The sequence below is a fragment of the Enterobacter sp. NFIX59 genome, assembly GCF_900113755.1.
Classification (GTDB): Bacteria; Pseudomonadota; Gammaproteobacteria; order Enterobacterales; family Enterobacteriaceae; genus Enterobacter; species Enterobacter pseudoroggenkampii.
This window is the reverse complement of the sequence record NZ_FOQN01000001.1, coordinates 1-19,845: the sequence shown is the minus strand read 5'-3', so window position 1 is coordinate 19,845 and position 19,845 is coordinate 1. Positions and strand designations below refer to the sequence as shown.

Annotated in this window: 17 protein-coding genes and 2 tRNA genes; 8 read left to right on the top strand and 11 right to left on the bottom strand. The window is 51.6% G+C overall.

Features of this window, described 5'->3' with window-relative positions:
- Window positions 1–158: 158 nt before the first annotated feature.
- The gene (gene cls / locus BM007_RS00095; protein WP_008502791.1) at window positions 159–1,619 is read left to right on the top strand and encodes a cardiolipin synthase; all 1,461 of its coding nucleotides are present in this window, start codon (window positions 159–161) and stop codon (window positions 1,617–1,619) included.
- A 33-nt stretch (window positions 1,620–1,652) separates the two neighbouring features.
- A complete protein-coding gene (locus tag BM007_RS00090; protein ID WP_006810881.1) occupies window positions 1,653–1,982 on the top strand; it encodes an HI1450 family dsDNA-mimic protein in 330 nt (109 codons plus the stop codon).
- A gap of 31 nt (window positions 1,983–2,013) precedes the next feature.
- Here BM007_RS00090 and BM007_RS00085 read toward each other — a convergent pair whose 3' ends face one another.
- From BM007_RS00085 to BM007_RS00055, 7 genes are all read right to left on the bottom strand, one after another.
- Window positions 2,014–2,883: an ion transporter gene (locus BM007_RS00085; RefSeq protein ID WP_073961526.1), complete on the bottom strand. Its 870-nt coding sequence runs from the start codon at window positions 2,881–2,883 to the stop codon at window positions 2,014–2,016.
- 14 nt (window positions 2,884–2,897) lie between these two features.
- On the bottom strand, window positions 2,898–3,902 hold the full coding sequence (gene oppF / locus BM007_RS00080) for a murein tripeptide/oligopeptide ABC transporter ATP-binding protein OppF (protein WP_024907098.1): 1,005 nt from the start codon (window positions 3,900–3,902) through the stop codon (window positions 2,898–2,900).
- Window positions 3,899–4,912, bottom strand: a complete 1,014-nt coding sequence (locus BM007_RS00075; protein WP_045404931.1) for an ABC transporter ATP-binding protein — start codon at window positions 4,910–4,912, stop codon at window positions 3,899–3,901. Before BM007_RS00075 ends, oppF begins: the two co-directional genes overlap by 4 nt.
- A gap of 11 nt (window positions 4,913–4,923) precedes the next feature.
- Complete coding sequence (oppC, locus tag BM007_RS00070) at window positions 4,924–5,832, bottom strand: oligopeptide ABC transporter permease OppC (RefSeq protein WP_023312096.1); 909 nt, start codon at window positions 5,830–5,832, stop codon at window positions 4,924–4,926.
- 12 nt (window positions 5,833–5,844) lie between these two features.
- Window positions 5,845–6,765, bottom strand: coding sequence for an oligopeptide ABC transporter permease OppB (gene oppB / locus BM007_RS00065; RefSeq protein WP_008502786.1), 921 nt, complete (start codon window positions 6,763–6,765; stop codon window positions 5,845–5,847).
- Window positions 6,766–6,849: 84 nt separating this feature from the next.
- Entirely contained in the window at window positions 6,850–8,481 is a 1,632-nt protein-coding gene (oppA, locus tag BM007_RS00060) for an oligopeptide ABC transporter substrate-binding protein OppA (protein WP_024907095.1), read from the bottom strand.
- Window positions 8,482–9,251: 770 nt separating this feature from the next.
- The gene (locus BM007_RS00055; RefSeq protein WP_021240330.1) at window positions 9,252–9,899 is read right to left on the bottom strand and encodes a YchE family NAAT transporter; all 648 of its coding nucleotides are present in this window, start codon (window positions 9,897–9,899) and stop codon (window positions 9,252–9,254) included.
- A 477-nt stretch (window positions 9,900–10,376) separates the two neighbouring features.
- Here BM007_RS00055 and adhE point away from each other — a divergent pair, with 477 nt between their 5' ends.
- A complete protein-coding gene (gene adhE / locus BM007_RS00050) occupies window positions 10,377–13,055 on the top strand; it encodes a bifunctional acetaldehyde-CoA/alcohol dehydrogenase (RefSeq protein WP_032647603.1) in 2,679 nt (892 codons plus the stop codon).
- Window positions 13,056–13,120: 65 nt separating this feature from the next.
- Here the strand turns inward: adhE and tdk are convergent, their stop codons facing one another.
- Window positions 13,121–13,735, bottom strand: coding sequence for a thymidine kinase (gene tdk / locus BM007_RS00045; RefSeq protein ID WP_024907093.1), 615 nt, complete (start codon window positions 13,733–13,735; stop codon window positions 13,121–13,123).
- A 550-nt stretch (window positions 13,736–14,285) separates the two neighbouring features.
- Between tdk and hns the strand changes: the two genes are divergently transcribed.
- Window positions 14,286–14,699 carry a histone-like nucleoid-structuring protein H-NS gene (hns, locus tag BM007_RS00040; RefSeq protein ID WP_008502781.1) on the top strand — a complete coding sequence of 138 codons (414 nt, stop codon included), beginning with the start codon at window positions 14,286–14,288 and terminating at the stop codon, window positions 14,697–14,699.
- A 202-nt stretch (window positions 14,700–14,901) separates the two neighbouring features.
- On the opposite strand, the gene galU is transcribed toward hns, so the two are convergent.
- From galU to rssA, 3 genes are all read right to left on the bottom strand, one after another.
- Window positions 14,902–15,810 carry a UTP--glucose-1-phosphate uridylyltransferase GalU gene (galU, locus tag BM007_RS00035; protein ID WP_090416679.1) on the bottom strand — a complete coding sequence of 303 codons (909 nt, stop codon included), beginning with the start codon at window positions 15,808–15,810 and terminating at the stop codon, window positions 14,902–14,904.
- Window positions 15,811–16,010: 200 nt separating this feature from the next.
- A complete protein-coding gene (gene rssB / locus BM007_RS00030) occupies window positions 16,011–17,024 on the bottom strand; it encodes a two-component system response regulator RssB (protein ID WP_032647605.1) in 1,014 nt (337 codons plus the stop codon).
- Between the two features lie 91 nt (window positions 17,025–17,115).
- Complete coding sequence (gene rssA / locus BM007_RS00025; RefSeq protein WP_032647607.1) at window positions 17,116–18,018, bottom strand: patatin-like phospholipase RssA; 903 nt, start codon at window positions 18,016–18,018, stop codon at window positions 17,116–17,118.
- A gap of 114 nt (window positions 18,019–18,132) precedes the next feature.
- Between rssA and BM007_RS00020 the strand changes: the two genes are divergently transcribed.
- The 4 genes from BM007_RS00020 (at window position 18,133) to BM007_RS00005 (ending at window position 19,843) form a co-directional block, all read left to right on the top strand.
- Window positions 18,133–18,591: a YchJ family protein gene (locus BM007_RS00020; RefSeq protein WP_024907090.1), complete on the top strand. Its 459-nt coding sequence runs from the start codon at window positions 18,133–18,135 to the stop codon at window positions 18,589–18,591.
- A gap of 46 nt (window positions 18,592–18,637) precedes the next feature.
- A complete protein-coding gene (purU, locus tag BM007_RS00015) occupies window positions 18,638–19,480 on the top strand; it encodes a formyltetrahydrofolate deformylase (RefSeq protein WP_023312104.1) in 843 nt (280 codons plus the stop codon).
- A 158-nt stretch (window positions 19,481–19,638) separates the two neighbouring features.
- Window positions 19,639–19,723, top strand: a tRNA-Tyr gene (locus tag BM007_RS00010).
- Window positions 19,724–19,758: 35 nt separating this feature from the next.
- Window positions 19,759–19,843, top strand: a tRNA-Tyr gene (locus tag BM007_RS00005).
- Window positions 19,844–19,845 lie beyond the last annotated feature (2 nt).

Below are 19,845 nucleotides of genomic sequence, written 5' to 3'. Positions count from 1 at the left end.
GTCTACAACTCTTTCTCTAACACTTTTTCTCTAAAAGAAAGGCCATTATAAACCCAACCCTGCGGCAAACCAGCGCTTTTACCTGGCGTTTTTATTTGCCAGATGAATCCTGATGCGTACACTCATAACAATACGCTTTCAAAAGGATTTTTTTACCTATGACAACCTTCTACACCGTGGTGAGTTGGCTGGTCATTTTGGGATACTGGCTGTTAATCGCAGGTGTGACATTACGCATCCTGATGAAGCGCAGAGCCGTTCCCTCTGCCATGGCCTGGCTTCTGATAATCTACATCCTCCCGCTGGTGGGAATTATTGCCTATCTCTCTTTCGGTGAGCTTCATCTGGGTAAACGCCGCGCAGAGCGGGCCCGTGCCATGTGGCCCTCCACCGCAAAGTGGCTTAACGACCTTAAAGCCTGCAAACATATCTTTGCCGAGGAGAACAGCAGCGTCGCCTCGTCACTGTTTAAGCTGTGCGAGCGCCGTCAGGGGATTGGTGGCGTTAAGGGCAATCAGCTCCAGCTGCTGACCTCGTCCGACGACGTCATGCAGGCATTAATTCGCGATATCCAGCTGGCGCGTCATAATATCGAGATGGTTTTTTATATCTGGCAGCCCGGCGGGATGGCTGACCAGGTCGCTGAATCGCTGATGGCCGCGGCGCGACGCGGTATTCACTGCCGTCTGATGCTTGACTCCGCAGGCAGCGTGGCATTTTTCCGTAGCCCCTGGGCGGGCATGATGCGTAATGCTGGGATCGAGGTGGTCGAGGCGCTGAAGGTCAATCTCCTGCGCGTGTTTCTGCGCCGGATGGATCTCCGCCAGCATCGTAAGATGATCATGATCGATAACTATATTGCCTACACCGGCAGCATGAACATGGTTGATCCGCGCTTCTTCAAGCAGGACTCGGGCGTAGGCCAGTGGGTGGATTTGATGGCGCGAATGGAGGGGCCGATTGCCACCTCGATGGGGATCGTTTACTCCTGCGACTGGGAGATAGAAACCGGCAAACGCATTCTGCCGCCACCGCCGGACGGCAATATTATGCCGTTTGAAGAGGCCAGCGGTCACACCATTCATACCATTGCTTCCGGGCCGGGCTTCCCGGAGGATTTGATTCATCAGGCGCTGCTGACGGCAACGTACTCGGCGCGTGAATACCTGATCATGACGACGCCCTACTTTGTTCCCAGCGATGATCTCCTGCACGCGATCTGTACCGCGGCGCAGCGCGGCGTCGATGTGAGCATTATATTGCCGCGCAAAAATGACTCTCTTCTGGTGGGCTGGGCCAGCCGGGCATTCTTTAGCGAACTGCTGGCTGCAGGGGTGAAGATCTACCAGTTCGAAGGCGGATTGCTCCACACCAAAAGCGTGCTTGTCGACGGTGAGTTAAGCCTGGTGGGAACGGTCAACCTAGATATGCGCAGCCTGTGGCTCAACTTTGAAATCACGCTGGTTATTGATGATGCCGGCTTTGGTGGCGATCTCGCCGCGGTACAGGATGATTATATCTCCCGCTCGCGGCTGCTGGATGCCAGACTGTGGGTAAAACGTCCGCTGTGGCAGAGAATTGCCGAACGACTGTTTTACTTCTTTAGTCCGTTGCTGTAAAACGTGCCCAACGATGTTAAACAGGTAGTCATCATGGAAATGGATCTGAACAATCGCCTGACCGAAGACGAAACGCTCGAGCAGGCCTATGACATTTTTCTCGAACTGGCGGTTGATAACCTCGATCCCGCAGACGTGATCCTCTTTAATCTGCAGTTCGAAGAGCGCGGCGGTGCCGAACTGTTCGACCCTTCAGAAGACTGGGCTGAACATGTGGATTTCGATCTGAATCCTGACTTCTTTGCCGAAGTTGTCATCGGGCTGGCCGATGAAGACGGTGGCGAAATTAACGATATTTTCGCCCGCGTCCTGCTCTGTCGAGAGAAAGACCACAAGCTGTGCCATATCCTCTGGCGCGAATAATAAAAAAGGCTGCGATTGCAGCCTTTTTTATTTACTCCGGCAACGCACTTCCGCAGCGGTGACAAAACCGCGCGTTAAGGTCATGGTCACCCTGGTGACATGCCGGACATTTGCGCTGCTGCTTGCGGCTCTGAAATGCGCTGCTCATGTGCGTGGTAATAAGCCCGGTCGGAATAGCAATGACCGAATAGCCAATCAAAATCAGCACTGAGGCCACAATGCGGCCCAGCGGCGTATGGGGCGTGATATCACCGTACCCCACGGTCGTCACGGTTACTATCGCCCAATAAACGGACGCATTGAGCGTCGTAAAGCCATATTTGGGCCCTTCTATTAAATACATCAGCGCGCCAAAAACAATCATGACGATGGCAATAAACGAGTAGAACAAAATAAGCTGATGCCGTGCGCTGACGATCGCACTCCAGAACACGCGTAATGACGGCATAAAACGCAGTAATTTCAGAATACGTAATACCCGAATCACGCGCATCGCCCGCCAGGCAAAAACATAGCTCAGGCTGATTTCCGGCCACAGCCACATCACGTAGAGAGGCAGAATAGTGGCTAAATCAATAAATCCCCAGAAGCTGAAAACATATCGGGCCGGGTTGGGCCAGGCAATCACTCTGAGCAGATATTCGGCGGTAAAAACCAGGGTTATCGCCAGCTCAAGCCAGACAAAGATATGCCATTCGTCAAACGTCAGGTGGTATTGCGTCCCGGCACCCGATTCAATAAAAATGACCACCACGCTGAGGAGCGCAAATAACCCACAAAGACCTTCGAATCGTCGTCCGGATACCGTTTCAGGATCGAATAAAACATGATAAAGCCGCCGACGGGCTGACGTGAATAAACGCGACACAGTAACCTCGCAAAAAATAAGGGCTGACATCATGTCAGCCCTTGCGATTATAACGGGTCTACTTTCAGGCAGGAAACCGCATGTCGGAAACTGCCTTCGAGAACCGGTCGCGTTTTCGCACATTCCGGCCCGGCCATTGGGCAGCGCGTGCGGAAGACGCAGCCCGACGGCGGGTTAATCGGTGAAGGCAATTCCCCTTCCAGCAGCTGGATGGTCTTATTCTTTTCCAGATCGGGATCGGGGATCGGCACTGCCGACATCAACGCTCTGGTGTACGGGTGCAGCGGATTGTGGTACACCTCGTCATAGGTGCCCAGCTCCACGGCGTGCCCCAGATACATCACCAGCACGCGGTCAGAGATGTGTTTCACCACGGCCAGGTCATGCGCGATGAAGATCAGCGACAGCCCCATTTCGCGCTGCAGCTTCTGCAGCAGGTTAACCACCTGCGCCTGAATGGACACGTCCAGCGCGGAAACCGGCTCATCACAGATAATCAGCTTCGGTTCGAGGATCAGGGCGCGCGCAATACCAATACGCTGACACTGACCGCCTGAGAACTCGTGCGGATAGCGGTTGATGAGGTTAGGCAACAGCCCGACTTTCAGCATCATCGCCTTAACGCGATCGCGCACTTCCTGACGGGACATCTTCGGATGATAAGTCCGCAGCGGCTCGGCAATAATCTCACCGATGGTCATACGCGGATTAAGTGACGCCAGCGGATCCTGGAAAATCATCTGGATATCGCTGCGCACCTCGCGCCACTCGTCGGGCTTCATGCCCAGCAGGTCTTTACCCAGCCAGGCCACTTTACCGTCGGTGGCTTTCACCAGACCGATAATGGCGCGCGCAAAGGTCGATTTACCGCAGCCGGACTCGCCCACCACGCCCAGGGTTTCCCCTTCATACAGGCGCAGCGTGACGCCGTCCACCGCTTTCAGGGTCTTCGACGGCTGCCAGAACCACTGTTTGCCGTCTTTGATGTCGAAATGCACCTTAAGGTCAGCAATCTCGAGCAGCACATTGCGTTTTTCATCTAATGCGTTCATACCAGCTCCTCCTGCGGCTTAAAGCAGGCGCGCAGACGGCCTGGTGCAAACTCTTCCAGCGGCGGTGCGCTGTTGCAGATTTCCATCGCGTGCGGACAGCGCGGCTGGAACGGACAGCCTTTCGGCAGGCGCAGCAGGTTTGGCGGGTTGCCCGGAATGGTGAGCAGGGATTCCCCTTCCGCATCAAGACGCGGTACTGCGTTCAGCAGGCCAATCGAGTAAGGATGAGCAGGCTGATAGAACACGTCACGCGCTTTGCCGTATTCCATGGTACGACCGGCATACATCACCAGCACTTTGTCACAGATGCCCGCCACCACGCCCAGGTCGTGGGTGATCATGATAATCGCCGTGTTGAACTCACGCTTCAGCTCGTTCAGCAGGGTCATGATTTGTGCCTGAACGGTAACGTCCAGCGCTGTGGTCGGTTCGTCGGCAATCAGCAGTTTTGGCCGACACAGCAGCGCCATCGCAATCATCACGCGCTGACGCATACCGCCAGAGAACTCGTGCGGGAACATGCGCATGCGCTTGCGCGCCTCCGGCATTTTCACCGCATCGAGCATTTTGACCGACTCTTCGAAGGCTTCCGCTTTACCCAGGCCTTTGTGCAGCATCAGGACTTCCATCAGCTGCTCGCCGACGCGCATGTACGGGTTCAGCGAGGTCATCGGATCCTGGAAAATCATCGAGATCTGCTCGGCGCGCAGCTTGTTCAGCTCGTGCTCCGGCAGGTTGAGGATTTCGCGACCGTTGAATTTCGCGGAACCGCCAATCACACCGTTAGCGGCCAGCAGGCCCATTAGCGCAAAGGCGGTCTGGGATTTCCCGGATCCGGATTCACCCACGATGCCGAGCGTTTCGCCCGCTCGCAGGTTGAAGTTGAGATCGTTCACGGCGGTCACATCACCGTCCGGGGTCTTAAAGGTGACGCGAAGATCTTTTACGTCCAGCAGAAGGTCGCTCCGCTGCTGCGCCTGTGGCGCGGTTGCCGTTTCAATGATTGTCATGACGGCGCTCCTTAACGGTCTTTCGGGTCGAGGGCATCACGCAGGCCATCGCCGATAAAGTTAAAACAAAACAGGGTAACGACCAGGAAACCCGCCGGGTATAACAGCAGCCACGGAGACACTTCCATTGAGTTTGCACCGTCACTCAGCAGCGCGCCCCAGCTGCTGAGCGGCTCTTGCGTACCCAGACCGAGGAAGCTCAGGAAAGATTCAAACAGGATCATGCTTGGCACCAGCAGTGAGGCATAGACCACCACCACGCCCAGCACGTTAGGAACGATATGGCGAACCACGATATTCCCGGTAGAGACACCGCCGACCTGCGCGGCTTCGATAAACTCTTTGCGTTTGAGGCTCAGGGTCTGGCCGCGGACAATACGCGCCATATCCAGCCAGGAAACCATCCCGATGGCCACGAAGATCAGCAAAATATTCTGACCGAAGAAGGTCACCAGCAGGATGACGAAGAACATAAACGGGAAGGAGTTCAGGATTTCCAGCAGACGCATCATTACCGAGTCTATTTTGCCGCCAAGGTAGCCGGACAGTGAGCCGTAGAGCGTACCCACGATCACCGCCACCAGCGCGGCAGCAATACCGACCATCAGTGAGATACGGCCACCGATAGCGACACGCACCAGCAGATCGCGTCCTGAGGAGTCCGTGCCAAAATAGTGGCCTGATTCCATATCCGGCGCGCTGGACATCATGCCCCAGTCGGTGTCGAAATAGGTAAATTGCGACAGCATCGGCGCCAGGGTCACAAACAGCGCGATGATTACCAGAACAACCAGACTGGCAACCGCCGCTCGGTTGTGCATAAAGCGACGGCGCGCGTCCTGCCAGAGGCTACGACCTTCTACTTCCAGTTTTTCACTGAAGTTTTCCAGCGCCTCGCTGTTTTTCTTACTCAACATCATGGCGTGCTCCAGTTAGTAACGGATTTTCGGGTCGATGACGGCGTACAGCACATCGACGATAGCGTTAAAGAGAATGGTCAGCGCACCGACGAGAATGGTCAGGCTCAGTACCAGCGAATAATCGCGGTTGAGCGCACCGTTTACGAACAGCTGACCAATGCCCGGCAGACCATAGATTGTTTCGATAACCATAGAGCCGGTAATGATCCCGACAAATGCCGGTCCCATGTAGGAGAGCACGGGCAACAGCGCCGGTTTGAGCGCGTGGCGGAAGATAATCCGACGCATCGGCAGCCCTTTAGCGCGCGCGGTGCGAATGAAGTTTGAGTGCAGCACTTCGATCATTGAACCACGGGTAATACGCGCGATACTGGCAATGTACGCCAGAGATAATGCCACCATTGGCAAAATCATGAACTTCAATGCCCCGCCGTTCCAGCCGCCACCCGGCAGCCACTTCAGCGTGATGGCAAATATCATCACCAGTAATGGCGCAACAACGAAGCTGGGTATCACTACCCCGGTCATTGCCACCCCCATTACGGCATAATCCCATTTGGTATTTTGTCTGAGCGCGGCGATAACGCCTGCGGTGACCCCGAAAACGATGGCCAGAATGAATGCCGCAGCCCCCAACTTAGCCGAAACCGGGAAGCTGGACGCCACAAGGTCGTTAACGGAATAGTCTTTATATTTAAATGACGGTCCAAAATCACCGTGAGCCAGCTGCTTCAGATAATTGAAGTACTGGGTGGAGATAGGATCGTTTAAGTGGTATTTCGCTTCGATATTCGCCATGACTTCTGGCGGCAGCGTACGCTCACCGGTAAATGGACTTCCCGGCGCAAGGCGCATCATGAAGAAGGAAATCGTGATGAGAATAAATAGCGTTGGAATCGCTTCAAGACAGCGACGTAGGATAAATTTCAACATTGCCCGTACCTTCTGGCGTGTGCCTATATTATGTGACGTTGGTTAGACACCGTGGGGCGAGCACGCCCGCCCCACTCATTGCCATTAATGCTTGATAATATACAAGTTTTTAACGTAGATATTATCCATCGGGTCTTTACCGGTATACCCACCTACCCATGGTTTCACCAGACGGGCGTTAACGTAGTAGTAAACCGGAACGATCGCGGAATCTTTATCCAGCTGCTGCTCGGCCTTAGAGTACAGTTCCGTACGCTGTGCTTCGTCAGTGGTTTTCAGCGTGTCGCCAATCAGCTTGTCGAACGCCGGGCTCTTATAGTGCGCGGTGTTGTTCGAGCTGTCGCTCAGCATGGTATTCAGGAAGGAGGTCGGTTCGTTATAGTCCGCACACCAGCCAGCACGTGCCACATCAAAGGTGCCCTGATGACGGCTGTCGAGGAAGGTTTTCCACTCCTGGTTCTCCAGCTTCACGTTCGCGCCCAGGTTTTTCTTCCAGATCGAAGCGACGGCGATAGCCAGTTTTTTGTGCAGATCGGAGGTGTTGTACAACAGGCTGAAGGTCAGCGGCTTATCTGCGGTATAGCCCGCTTCGGCCAGCAGTTTCTTCGCTTCTGCGTTACGCTGTTCCTGCGTCTGTTTGAACCAGTCTGGCTCGGTCAGTTTTGCACCATCGGTGTATGGAGGGGTATAGCTGTATGCCGGCAGATCGCCCTGGTTTTTCACTTTGTTTACGATGATATCGCGATCCAGAGCCAGCTTCAGCGCGGTACGTACACGTACGTCGGTGAACGGTGCTTTCTGGTTATTGATTTCATAGTAGTAGGTGCACAGGTACGGGTCGACGTGAACTTCTTTAGGGATCTCTTTTTTCAGTTTCTGGAACAGTTCAATCGGCATGTTGTTATAGGTCATGTCGATTTCACCGCTGCGGTAGCGGTTAACGTCAGTCACTTCGGACGAAATTGGCAGGTAGGTAACCTGATTAATGACGGTTTTCGCGTTGTCCCAGTATTGCGGGTTACGCTCAAGCACCATACGCTCGTTGACCACCCAGTCTTTCAGCTTATAGGCACCGTTGGTCACGATATTGGCAGGCTGCGTCCATTTTTCACCAAATTTTTCCACGGCGGATTTTGGTACCGGGGAAACGGACGGGTGAACCAGCAGCTTATAGAAGTACGGAACAGGTTCGCTCAACGTCACTTCAAAGGTATTCGCATCAATCGCTTTTACGCCCAGGTCGGTAACAGGTTTTTTACCCGCGATGATGTCATCAATATTGGCGATGTGGCCATATTGCAGGTAGCTCGCATACGGAGAGGCGGTTGTTGGGTTCGCCAGACGCTGCCAGCTATAAACGAAATCTTCGGCCGTGACCGGTGTACCGTCGGACCATTTCGCATCTTTACGCAGATGGAAGGTCCAGACTTTGAAATCTTTGTTTTCCCATTTTTCGGCTACACCCGGCGCCGGATGGCCGTCTACGTCTGTCACCAGCAGGCCTTCGAACAGGTCGCGGTTAACATTAGACTCAGGAACACCTTCAATTTTGTGCGGGTCAAGAGACTGAACTTCCGCACCGTTGTTACGCACCAGCGTTTGCTTCTCAGCCAGTTGAACACCTGCAGGAACGTCCGCAGCCATTGCAGCGTTGCCCGCGATTAGCGCAGTTAAAATCCCCGCCGCTACCAGATTTTTTTTTGTGATGATGGACATTGTGTTGGTACTCCACTCATTATAATGACTGGCCTTCGCCAGCTGTGTAATCCCCTGTTGGGGCCTGTACAGCGCAGGAGTTTTTTTTTGCTGCTGTCAGGTTCTTCTTTTACTGCTTGCTATCACCGACTTTTTTATTACTGACCGCTCGTATGGCCGTCTTGCGTCGATTCTTTACAGGCCACCCTGTTTGAGACCTGCGTTGGATATCTGAGAAGAGAACCATATGAAAATAATTCTCATCTGTTTGTTTTATGCTGCAAAATATTAGGCCGGAAAGTATCAAATGGCGTAAACGTGCGCCAATACATTTTGCAAATTTGTTAAGCAATTCTCTTTTACGGTGAGTACCGCATCGTTGAGGGCAGCCCTGCCGGACATCGAACATCAATTAAAAAACTTGATATTCAACAAGATAGAGAAATTTTTCTCTACAAGCGCGTCGCTGCGCTATCATCGAGTGACTTTGTACAAAAATTTAACAACTGGTTATTATTTAGCACATTCATCTAGGGGAATGTTGAAATTACTAATATCATTTCGGTTATCTCTCAGCAAGCCCCAGAGTATCATGTGAGTAAAATAACAGAGCGATCGAAGATTTTCTGCGCAGGCGGGTTTGAGTGGAATTAATAACTTGTTGAAATACAAGCAATGAACATTATTAGTAGAATTTATTATGATATGTGAGCATTTCAACTTTAGTTATAGGATTTACTGATAATGACGTAAAAAAACGGAGCCGTGGCTCCGTTCTTTCATATGCAATATCAGTGCAGCAAACCGGGGAAAATGCTTTTAATACCTGTAACGATAAATTCAATCCCTAACGCCATCAGCAGCAGGCCCATGATACGCGTTATGACGTTAATGCCCGTCTGACCCAGCAAGCGCACCAGCCAGGGTGCCATGCGGAACACGCCCCAACAGCAGAGCGCGAAAATGGCAATCGCCACTGAAAAACCAATCAGGTGCATCAGGCTATGATAGCGCGTCCCCCAGACAATGGTTGAACTGATGGCACCAGGACCGGCCATCAGCGGTAAGGCCAACGGCACTACGCCAATGCTTTCGCGGATAGCGGTTTCTGACTTCTCTTGTTTATTCTGCTTATCCTCGCCCAGCTTACCGCTGATCATGGACATGGCGATGGTCACCACCAGGATCCCACCCGCAATGCGGAAAGAGTCGATCGAAATCCCGAAGAGCTGGAGAATGGCGTCACCCAGAAAAAGAGAAGTGAGCAATATGATCGCCACTGACAGGTTAGCGGTCAGGTTGGTCTTGTTCCTGGCCGCCGCCGTCTGGTAACTCGTCATACTAATGAAGACAGGAATGATCCCCACCGGGTTGACCAGGGCAAACAAACCAATAAAAAATTTAAAGTACGTTGGAAAATCAAAGAGCGTTTGGATCACGTTTTGCTCCGCTTATACACATGCCCTGGACTGACAATTCGTCATGAGAAATCGCGCTGAAGATACCCTTTTTATTAGCATACTTCACTCGAAATCTGTGCCAAAACGTTATCATTTCAGGATGTTAAACATATGTATAATCAATGATAGCGCCACTTCCAATACTTACGTAATTATTTAACACTGGAAAAATCAGCACGAAATAACCCTGCTGAAAGGTATCAGCTTGGGGGAAAATTGACACAGATCATGATTTCCGTACTCAGAAGTGAGTAATCTTGGTTACACCCCCAGGGAGGTCACCTGACAAAAGGGATGATGCCAAGGTAAGGCTCTTTTAGTAAATTAGTGTGCTGACGCAGAAAGTAACTCTTTGTTTTACTTTGTGTTACGCAAGTCGTATCGGCTCTGTCTATACTGTGTGACGTATCGAGCGCTGGTTTACTAAAAGAGTTTAAACATTATCAGGAGAGCATTATGGCTGTTACTAATATCGCTGAACTGAACGCCCTCGTCGAGCGCGTTAAAAAAGCCCAGCGTGAATATGCCAATTTCACCCAAGAACAGGTTGATAAAATCTTCCGCGCGGCCGCACTGGCTGCTGCAGATGCTCGAATCCCTCTCGCTAAAATGGCCGTTGCCGAATCCGGCATGGGTATCGTGGAAGATAAAGTGATTAAAAACCACTTCGCTTCCGAGTATATCTATAACGCCTATAAAGATGAGAAAACCTGTGGCGTGCTGTCCGAAGACGACACCTTCGGTACTATCACCATCGCTGAACCTATCGGCATCATCTGCGGTATTGTTCCGACCACTAACCCAACGTCTACCGCTATCTTCAAATCGCTGATTAGCCTGAAGACCCGTAACGCAATCATTTTCTCTCCACACCCACGTGCGAAAGACGCGACCAACAAAGCTGCGGATATTGTCCTGCAGGCGGCGATCGCTGCTGGCGCACCAAAAGATCTGATCGGCTGGATCGACCAACCTTCCGTTGAGCTCTCTAACGCCCTGATGCATCACCCGGACATTAACCTGATCCTGGCGACCGGTGGTCCTGGCATGGTTAAAGCGGCATACAGCTCCGGTAAACCAGCCATCGGTGTGGGCGCCGGTAACACCCCTGTTGTTATCGACGAAACCGCTGACATCAAACGTGCCGTTGCGTCTGTACTGATGTCTAAAACCTTCGATAACGGTGTGATCTGTGCATCTGAACAGTCTGTTGTTGTTGTTGACTCCGTGTACGACGCCGTTCGCGAACGTTTCGCCAGCCACGGCGGCTACCTGCTGCAGGGCAAAGAGTTGAAAGCAGTTCAGGACATCATCCTGAAAAATGGCGCGCTGAACGCCGCTATCGTGGGTCAGCCAGCGTACAAGATTGCTGAACTCGCAGGCTTTACCGTTCCGGCAACAACTAAAATCCTGATCGGTGAAGTAAAAGTTGTCGACGAAAGCGAGCCGTTTGCACATGAAAAACTGTCTCCAACGCTTGCAATGTACCGTGCGAAAGATTTCGAAGACGCGGTAGAAAAAGCCGAGAAACTGGTTGCCATGGGTGGTATCGGTCACACCTCTTGTCTGTACACTGACCAGGATAACCAGCCAGAGCGTGTTGCTCACTTCGGTCAGATGATGAAAACTGCCCGTATTCTGATTAACACCCCTGCTTCTCAGGGTGGTATCGGTGACCTGTACAACTTCAAACTCGCACCTTCCCTGACTCTGGGTTGTGGTTCCTGGGGTGGTAACTCCATCTCTGAAAACGTTGGTCCAAAACACCTGATCAACAAGAAAACCGTTGCTAAGCGAGCTGAAAACATGTTGTGGCACAAACTTCCGAAATCTATCTACTTCCGCCGTGGCTCACTGCCAATCGCGCTGGATGAAGTGATTACTGATGGCCACAAACGTGCGCTCATCGTGACTGACCGTTTCCTGTTTAACAACGGCTACGCTGACCAGATCACCTCTGTGCTGAAAGCGGCTGGCGTTGAAACTGAAGTGTTCTTTGAAGTTGAAGCTGACCCTACCCTGAGCGTTGTGCGTAAAGGTGCTGAGCTGGCTAACTCCTTCAAACCAGATGTGATTATCGCACTGGGTGGTGGTTCCCCAATGGACGCCGCGAAAATCATGTGGGTCATGTACGAACATCCTGAAACCCACTTCGAAGAACTGGCGCTGCGCTTTATGGACATCCGTAAACGTATCTACAAGTTCCCGAAAATGGGCGTAAAAGCGAAGATGATCGCGGTCACCACCACTTCCGGTACCGGTTCAGAAGTCACGCCATTCGCGGTAGTAACGGACGATGCGACAGGTCAGAAATACCCACTGGCTGACTATGCCCTGACCCCAGACATGGCTATCGTCGATGCGAACCTGGTCATGGATATGCCGAAGTCACTGTGTGCGTTCGGTGGTCTGGATGCGGTAACTCACGCCCTGGAAGCTTACGTTTCTGTACTGGCGTCTGAGTTCTCTGACGGTCAGGCTCTGCAGGCTCTGAAACTGCTGAAGGAAAACCTGCCAGCGTCCTATAACGAAGGGTCTAAAAACCCGGTAGCACGTGAACGCGTTCACAGTGCAGCAACCATCGCCGGTATCGCGTTTGCGAACGCCTTCCTGGGTGTTTGCCACTCTATGGCGCACAAGCTGGGTTCACAGTTCCACATTCCTCACGGTCTGGCGAACGCCCTGTTGATCAGCAACGTTATTCGTTATAACGCTAATGACAACCCAACCAAGCAGACTGCTTTCAGCCAGTACGACCGTCCGCAAGCACGTCGTCGTTATGCTGAAATCGCAGACCACCTTGGTCTGAGCGCACCGGGCGACCGTACTGCTGCGAAGATTGAGAAACTGCTGGCATGGCTGGAAAGTCTGAAAGCTGAGCTGGGTATTCCTAAATCTATCCGTGAAGCGGGCGTACAGGAAGCTGACTTCCTCGCTCATGTAGATAAGCTGTCTGAAGATGCATTCGATGACCAGTGTACAGGTGCCAACCCGCGCTACCCACTGATCTCCGAGCTGAAACAGATTCTGCTGGATACTTTCTACGGTCGTGAGTTCAAAGAAGGTGACGTTGCCGCTGTGAAAACAGAAGTTCCGGTCATCAAAGCTGACAAGAAAGCGAAGAAAAGCGCTTAATTGACAGCAAATGAAAAACCCGCCTTTATGGCGGGTTTTTTTATGTCTGAATAACAAAGCTGACGTTATTTTCTGTTGTCGTGCTGAATCGCCGTCAGCGAGCCTACAGACAGCGCTTCTTTATAATGCTTACGACAGACCGATACATAGCGTTCATTACCGCCTATAACCACCTGCTCACCATCTGCATAAGGTTTTCCTGCCTGGTCGAGACGAAGCACCATACTGGCTTTGCGACCGCAGAAGCAGATCGTTTTTAATTCGACGAGTTTATCCGACCAGGCGAGCAAATACTGACTCCCGGCAAAGAGCTCGCCGCGGAAATCCGTACGCAGCCCATAGCACAGCACGGGGATATCAAGCTCATCAACCACCTCGGAAAGTGCGTGAACCTGTTCACGCGTCAGAAACTGGCTCTCATCGACCAGGACACAGTGAATAGGCCGCTCAGCATGTTCCGTGCGAATGTCCTCAAACAGATCGGTTTTCGGGTTAAACAGCCTGGCAGGTGACGAGAGTCCTATTCTGGAGCTCACCTTCCCTGCGCCAAAGCGATCGTCAATCTCAGCCGTATAAACAACGGTACGCATCCCGCGCTCCTGGTAATTGTACGAGGATTGCAGCAGCGCGGTGGATTTACCGGCATTCATCGCCGAATAGTAGAAATACAGTTGTGCCATTGGCCGTAAAACCCTAATCAATGTGTAATATTCCCGATGAGTCATTGTACCATATTTTGTCAGGTCATCAGCGATACAGCGCACAGAGGATGTAGTTCAGCGCGGCGTTCAGAACCTTCTGTTTTCGAAAATAATCCGTTAAAACATGAAGTAAACGCATGCAGCCAGGCCAATATGTTATATGTTAAGCCCAACATAACACTTGTTTTTATAGTGGAATCACCGTTCATTAAAATTCACCATTTATTAACTATTTCAGCCTTAACATCACGGGAGGGAACTAATACAAAAGGCTGATATTTATCCGCCGCAACTATAATTCCTGCGGTAAATGTCACAAAAAAAAGAGGCAATCAACCGGACAAAGCAGGTTGATGTGATAACAAGCGAGACTGTCGGGTGATGAAATTTAAGTTAGCGTAATTAATAATAGTGAGACGATTTAGTATTTTTTGAATTCCTTACATTCCTGGCTATTGCACATATGAATTTATGGCTCTATTATTAGGTCAACAAACCACCCCCCCATTATAAGTTTGAGATTACTACAATGAGCGAAGCACTTAAAATTCTGAACAACATCCGTACTCTTCGTGCGCAGGCAAGAGAATGCACCCTCGAAACGCTTGAAGAAATGCTGGAAAAATTAGAAGTTGTAGTTAATGAACGTCGCGAAGAAGAAAGCGCTGCTGCTGCTGAAATCGAAGAGCGTACTCGTAAACTGCAGCAATATCGTGAAATGCTGATTGCTGATGGTATCGATCCAAATGAATTGCTGAACAGCATGGCTGCGGCTAAAACCGGTACCAAAGCCAAGCGTGCTGCTCGTCCTGCTAAATATAGCTACGTTGACGAGAACGGCGAAACTAAAACCTGGACTGGCCAGGGTCGTACTCCTGCTGTTATCAAGAAAGCCATGGATGAGCAAGGTAAACAGCTGGATGACTTCCTGATCAAGGATTAATCACGGCACATTCAGAGAAATCCCGCATATTGCGGGATTTTTTTTAACCTAAATTTGTCCCAAACATCCTCTTACACTCTGTCATAAAGCATTATTTAACAACTTTATCGACTGTACTTTCAGACAGGTTTTCGGGAGTGGTACAGGCATAAAAAAACCGGTGGGCAGCGCCTCACCGGTTTCGAACATTTACAACCGTGGCTTATTTCTTAATACCTACGCTCTCTTTGAGCCAGGTTTTAAATTCTTCGCCAAGGGTATTGTGGCGGATACCATATTCAACAAACGCCTGCATATAACCGAGCTTATTACCGCAGTCATGGCTCTTACCTTTCATATGGTAGGCCTCAACGGTCTCTTTCTCGATCAGCATATCGATGGCATCCGTCAGCTGGATCTCATCACCCGCTCCTGGAGGCGTTTTAGCCAGCAGAGGCCAGATTTCAGCACTCAGGACATAGCGACCTACAACAGCAAGGTTTGAAGGGGCTATATCGGCTTTAGGCTTCTCTACGACGCCAACCATTGGCACACTTTCACCCGGCTCAAGGTTAACGCCTTTGCAGTCAACCACACCGTATGCCGTTACGTCTTCAACAGGCTCAACCATAATCTGGCTGCTGCCGGTTTCGTCGAAACGTTTGATCATTTCAGCCAGGTTATCCTGAGAAAGATCGGATTCGTATTCGTCCAGAATAACGTCAGGCAGAATTACCGCTACAGGCTCATCACCCACAACAGGATGCGCGCACATAACAGCGTGACCCAGACCTTTAGCCAGCCCCTGACGAACCTGCATAATGGTGACGTGTGGAGGGCAAATAGACTGAACTTCTTCTAACAGCTGACGCTTAACACGCTTTTCCAGCATGGCTTCAAGTTCAAAGCTTGTATCGAAATGGTTTTCGATAGAGTTTTTAGATGAATGCGTAACCAGCACAATTTCAGTGATGCCGGCTGCAATGCATTCATTAACGACATACTGGATTAATGGCTTATCAACCAGAGGCAACATCTCTTTAGGAATCGCCTTAGTTGCTGGTAACATCCTGGTCCCCAATCCCGCTACCGGGATAACGGCCTTTCTGACTTTCGAATTTAGGGCAGCCATTCAAATTCTCCTGAGCTGTTCAAGTTTTGAACTTTTATGCAATAAATAACGCGTTGAGTATATCAGCCTCGCCCCGCAGTCCGGGTCTGAAAAGAACGCGTTGCCGATCAATTAGGATAAATACGCATGAAACCGGGCAGCGATAGTAGCACTCCCCGCAAAACACAGGTAAAGCAATCTTAAAATTACGATCCAATTGCTTATTCCGTGGACAACATTAAGCGTAGCCGTCCCCCGGCGCCCCAAATTTGGCACTGCCAGGAGGAACAGCGGTGGCTAATTTGATTAAGATACGCCGTTCCCAATGTCCCAAGCGGCACACCGTTACTTACCTGAATATGGTGTTCACCGGTATTCAGTGATGCATTGAGACCGGCTGAAACGAGGATCAGGTTCTTTAAACCGCTGTGGTAATAGCCGACCAGCAGCGGGAACTGTCCTGGCAAATTGGCCTGACGAAAAAGCTGGTTTACCTGTTTGAGTAAACTGCCTAACTCCGGCAACCGTTGCCCCTGATGGGATAACTGTTCCTGCAACAAGCCATTAAATAGCGCACGAAGAAGTAACGCGGCTAATACACCGTTATCCCCCGCCCGGGTGACATCCAGAGAATAAAACGCAAGGTCGGAATCTGACAGTGGTGCAATATCCAGCACCAGTCCTGGCTGATCAGCGGCCACCAGCTGGCGATAATTTACACGGCAGTGTGAAATAGTTTGCTGGACGGGCGGCTGGAGTTCTTGCAACAGTTTCGCCGCGGCAGGCGGATTACTCACCAGCGCGTCCCAGTCCTGGAAAAGACGCTCCTCTTCCTCTACCCGGGAATTAAACATATTCGGATAAAGGCACGCTAAGACCGTTTCCCGCAATCTATGCAAATCCTTGACTGGTTTGAGCAGAATATCCTGTACCCCAAGACGTAATGCTTTGGCGATATCCGCCATGTTCTCGGTGGCAGAGATCACCAGAATCGGCGTCTGATTGCCTTCGTTACGCAGATGCTCAACCAGCTTCAGTCCATTCATGCGCGGCATCGCAATGTCGCAAATCATCAAATCGGGCGTAATGCTAATCATTTTTTCCAGGGCGTCGATGCCATCTTCAGCCAGTGACGTCATTGCGCCCAGCGAGGATAACCACGAATCCAGTAGCGATCGGAAAACGGGCTCGTCTTCAACAATCAAAATGTGTTTTCCGGCCAATGGCTGCGTCATGGTTCCTCCCCTGGCTGACAGTAACTAAATAGTGGCATGCGATCGGCACTATCGCCTGTCGGATTTTGCTGAAGTAGTCAAAAAAAGGTGCTTAACGTGCGGTCTGCACAAAAGGCAACAATTCGTCCATTTTCTTTTCGACGGCTAACGAGCCCGCTGCGATGGCGGCCTCAGCCCGATGGAAATCAAGGGTAGAGATTTGCGGACAGTACGGCTGAATAAGAATATCCGGAGGATCGCCTGCCATACGGTTACGTTTAAGGCGGTTCTCGAGTACCTGAATTGACGTGGTCATGATTTCTATCGCCGTCGGTGCGGTAACCGAGCGACGTGCGGCCATACGCCCGATTCTTCCGCGCAGGCGTTCATGCCAGGCCAGTTTCTCGCCCTCAACATCTTCGCTCTGGAGATTGACCGGCATGAGATCCTGCTGCATCAGGTGGGCGTCGTGCTGCAGGTCGACGGCAATCACGATATCCGCCCCCATTGCGCGCGTCAGAGAGATGGGAACCGGGTTAACGACGCCACCGTCCACAAGCCAGTAACCGTTGTGTGGGACAGGCGCCATGAGCCCCGGCATACTGCAGGAGGCACGCACGGCAAGATGGATATCCCCTTCGGTGAGCCAGAGCTCGCGTCCTGTACTGAGGTTCGTCGCGACGGCGCCGAAAGGCATCTGACAATCGGTGAAGTCTTCGAGAGGCATAACCTGGCGGAACTGGTTAAACACGCGCTCGCCGCGCAGCAGCCCACCACGCTGCCAGGAGAGGTCCATCAGACGCAGCACGTCCCAGTAGCTGAAGGAGCGCACCCACGTCTCGAGTTCCGGAAGCTTCCCGCACGCGTAAGCGGAGCCGACAAGCGATCCTATTGAACACCCTGCGACTATATCAATGTCAATGCCCATCTTGTTCAAGGCATTAATTACGCCGATGTGTGACCACCCCCGGGCTGCACCTGAGCCCAGCGCCAGTCCAATTTTAACCTTTCTCATTAGCCCTGTTTTACTTCCCCTGGATTCCTGACATAGCGTCAACGCAACAGCTCAGTTAACATAGTGCTACCCGAAGCGTTTAACGCCTTTATTTTTTGTTCCAGGAAGAGAATCGTGTCTCAACTCTGCCCCTGTGGTAGCGCTCTGGAGTATAGCCTATGTTGCCAGCGATATCTGTCTGGCGATCAGGTTGCACCAGACCCGTCACACCTCATGCGTTCACGGTACACTGCTTTTGTGATCAAGGACGCAGACTACCTGATTAAAACCTGGCATCCATCCTGCCGCGCAGCCGATTTCAAACAGGACATCGAAGCCGGGTTCGCGAACACGCAGTGGCTCGGCCTTACCGTCTATGAATCCGCAACAGGCAGTCATGTTGACGAAGGTTACGTCAGCTTTGTTGCCCGTTTTAGCGAGAATAATAAACCGGGTGCCATTATCGAGCGTTCCCGGTTCTTAAAGGAAAGCGGGCAATGGTATTATATTGACGGAACGCGCCCACAGTTTGGTCGTAACGATCCCTGCCCGTGTGGTTCAGGTAAAAAATTTAAAAAGTGTTGCGGGCAGTAATGCCTGACAACCCAGACTTCGCAAATACAAACAGGATTTCCCGGCGATGCAATCATTACAACGTAAAGTTCTGCGCACCATCTGTCCCGATCAAAAAGGACTGATCGCACGAATTACCAACATTTGCTACAAGCATGAACTGAATATCGTGCAGAACAACGAGTTCGTTGACCACCGTACCGGTCGCTTCTTTATGCGTACCGAGCTGGAAGGTATTTTCAACGACACCACCCTGCTTGCCGATCTGGACAGCGCGCTTCCGGAAGGTTCCGTGCGCGAACTGACCCCAGCGGGTCGACGCCGCATCGTGATCCTGGTGACCAAAGAAGCACATTGTCTGGGCGACCTGCTGATGAAAGCCAACTACGGCGGTCTGGACGTTGAAATTGCTGCCGTTATTGGCAACCATGAGACGCTGCGCACGCTGGTCGAGCGTTTTGATATTCCGTTCGAGCTGGTGAGCCACGAAGGCCATACCCGTGAAGAACACGACGATCTGATGGCGCAGGCCATTGAAGCGCATAACCCAGACTACGTGGTGCTGGCGAAATACATGCGCGTGTTAACGCCATCCTTCGTAGCGCGTTTCCCGAACAAGATCATCAACATTCACCACTCGTTCCTGCCGGCCTTTATTGGTGCGCGTCCTTACCACCAGGCGTACGAGCGCGGCGTGAAAATCATCGGTGCGACCGCGCACTACGTGAATGACAACCTGGATGAAGGTCCAATCATCATGCAGGACGTCATTCATGTGGATCACACTTACACTGCTGAGGACATGATGCGTGCGGGTCGTGACGTTGAGAAGAATGTGTTGAGTCGTGCGCTGTATCAGGTGCTGGCGCAGCGGGTCTTCGTGTACGGCAACAGGACCATCATTCTTTAATCTTTCGGAAAATGAATTGATTAGCTTTGCGCCTTTACGGATAAAAAGCAGGCAAACGACTTCATTTCCCTAAAGGAATGCTTTACAGGGGCGTCTCATTTGATATGATGCGCCCCGCTTCCAGCAGGAAGCAGGCCAGTAAAAAAGCATTACCCCGTGGTGGGGTTCCCGAGCGGCCAAAGGGAGCAGACTGTAAATCTGCCGTCATCGACTTCGAAGGTTCGAATCCTTCCCCCACCACCATCTCTCAGCACGACCTCAAAATTTGAATTACCCCTGGTGGGGTTCCCGAGCGGCCAAAGGGAGCAGACTGTAAATCTGCCGTCATCGACTTCGAAGGTTCGAATCCTTCCCCCACCACCATC

Coding starts and splice junctions, on each gene's coding strand:
- galU (WP_090416679.1), bottom strand. CDS start 15,810: ATGGCTGCCCTAAATTCGAAAGTCAGAAAGGCCGTTATCCCGGTAGCG.
- purU (WP_023312104.1), top strand. CDS start 18,638: ATGCAATCATTACAACGTAAAGTTCTGCGCACCATCTGTCCCGATCAA.
- hns (WP_008502781.1), top strand. CDS start 14,286: ATGAGCGAAGCACTTAAAATTCTGAACAACATCCGTACTCTTCGTGCG.
- tdk (WP_024907093.1), bottom strand. CDS start 13,735: ATGGCACAACTGTATTTCTACTATTCGGCGATGAATGCCGGTAAATCC.
- BM007_RS00090 (WP_006810881.1), top strand. CDS start 1,653: ATGGAAATGGATCTGAACAATCGCCTGACCGAAGACGAAACGCTCGAG.
- BM007_RS00075 (WP_045404931.1), bottom strand. CDS start 4,912: ATGACAATCATTGAAACGGCAACCGCGCCACAGGCGCAGCAGCGGAGC.
- oppF (WP_024907098.1), bottom strand. CDS start 3,902: ATGAACGCATTAGATGAAAAACGCAATGTGCTGCTCGAGATTGCTGAC.
- oppA (WP_024907095.1), bottom strand. CDS start 8,481: ATGTCCATCATCACAAAAAAAAATCTGGTAGCGGCGGGGATTTTAACT.
- oppC (WP_023312096.1), bottom strand. CDS start 5,832: ATGATGTTGAGTAAGAAAAACAGCGAGGCGCTGGAAAACTTCAGTGAA.
- BM007_RS00085 (WP_073961526.1), bottom strand. CDS start 2,883: ATGATGTCAGCCCTTATTTTTTGCGAGGTTACTGTGTCGCGTTTATTC.
- rssB (WP_032647605.1), bottom strand. CDS start 17,024: ATGACGCAGCCATTGGCCGGAAAACACATTTTGATTGTTGAAGACGAG.
- rssA (WP_032647607.1), bottom strand. CDS start 18,018: ATGAGAAAGGTTAAAATTGGACTGGCGCTGGGCTCAGGTGCAGCCCGG.
- cls (WP_008502791.1), top strand. CDS start 159: ATGACAACCTTCTACACCGTGGTGAGTTGGCTGGTCATTTTGGGATAC.
- adhE (WP_032647603.1), top strand. CDS start 10,377: ATGGCTGTTACTAATATCGCTGAACTGAACGCCCTCGTCGAGCGCGTT.
- oppB (WP_008502786.1), bottom strand. CDS start 6,765: ATGTTGAAATTTATCCTACGTCGCTGTCTTGAAGCGATTCCAACGCTA.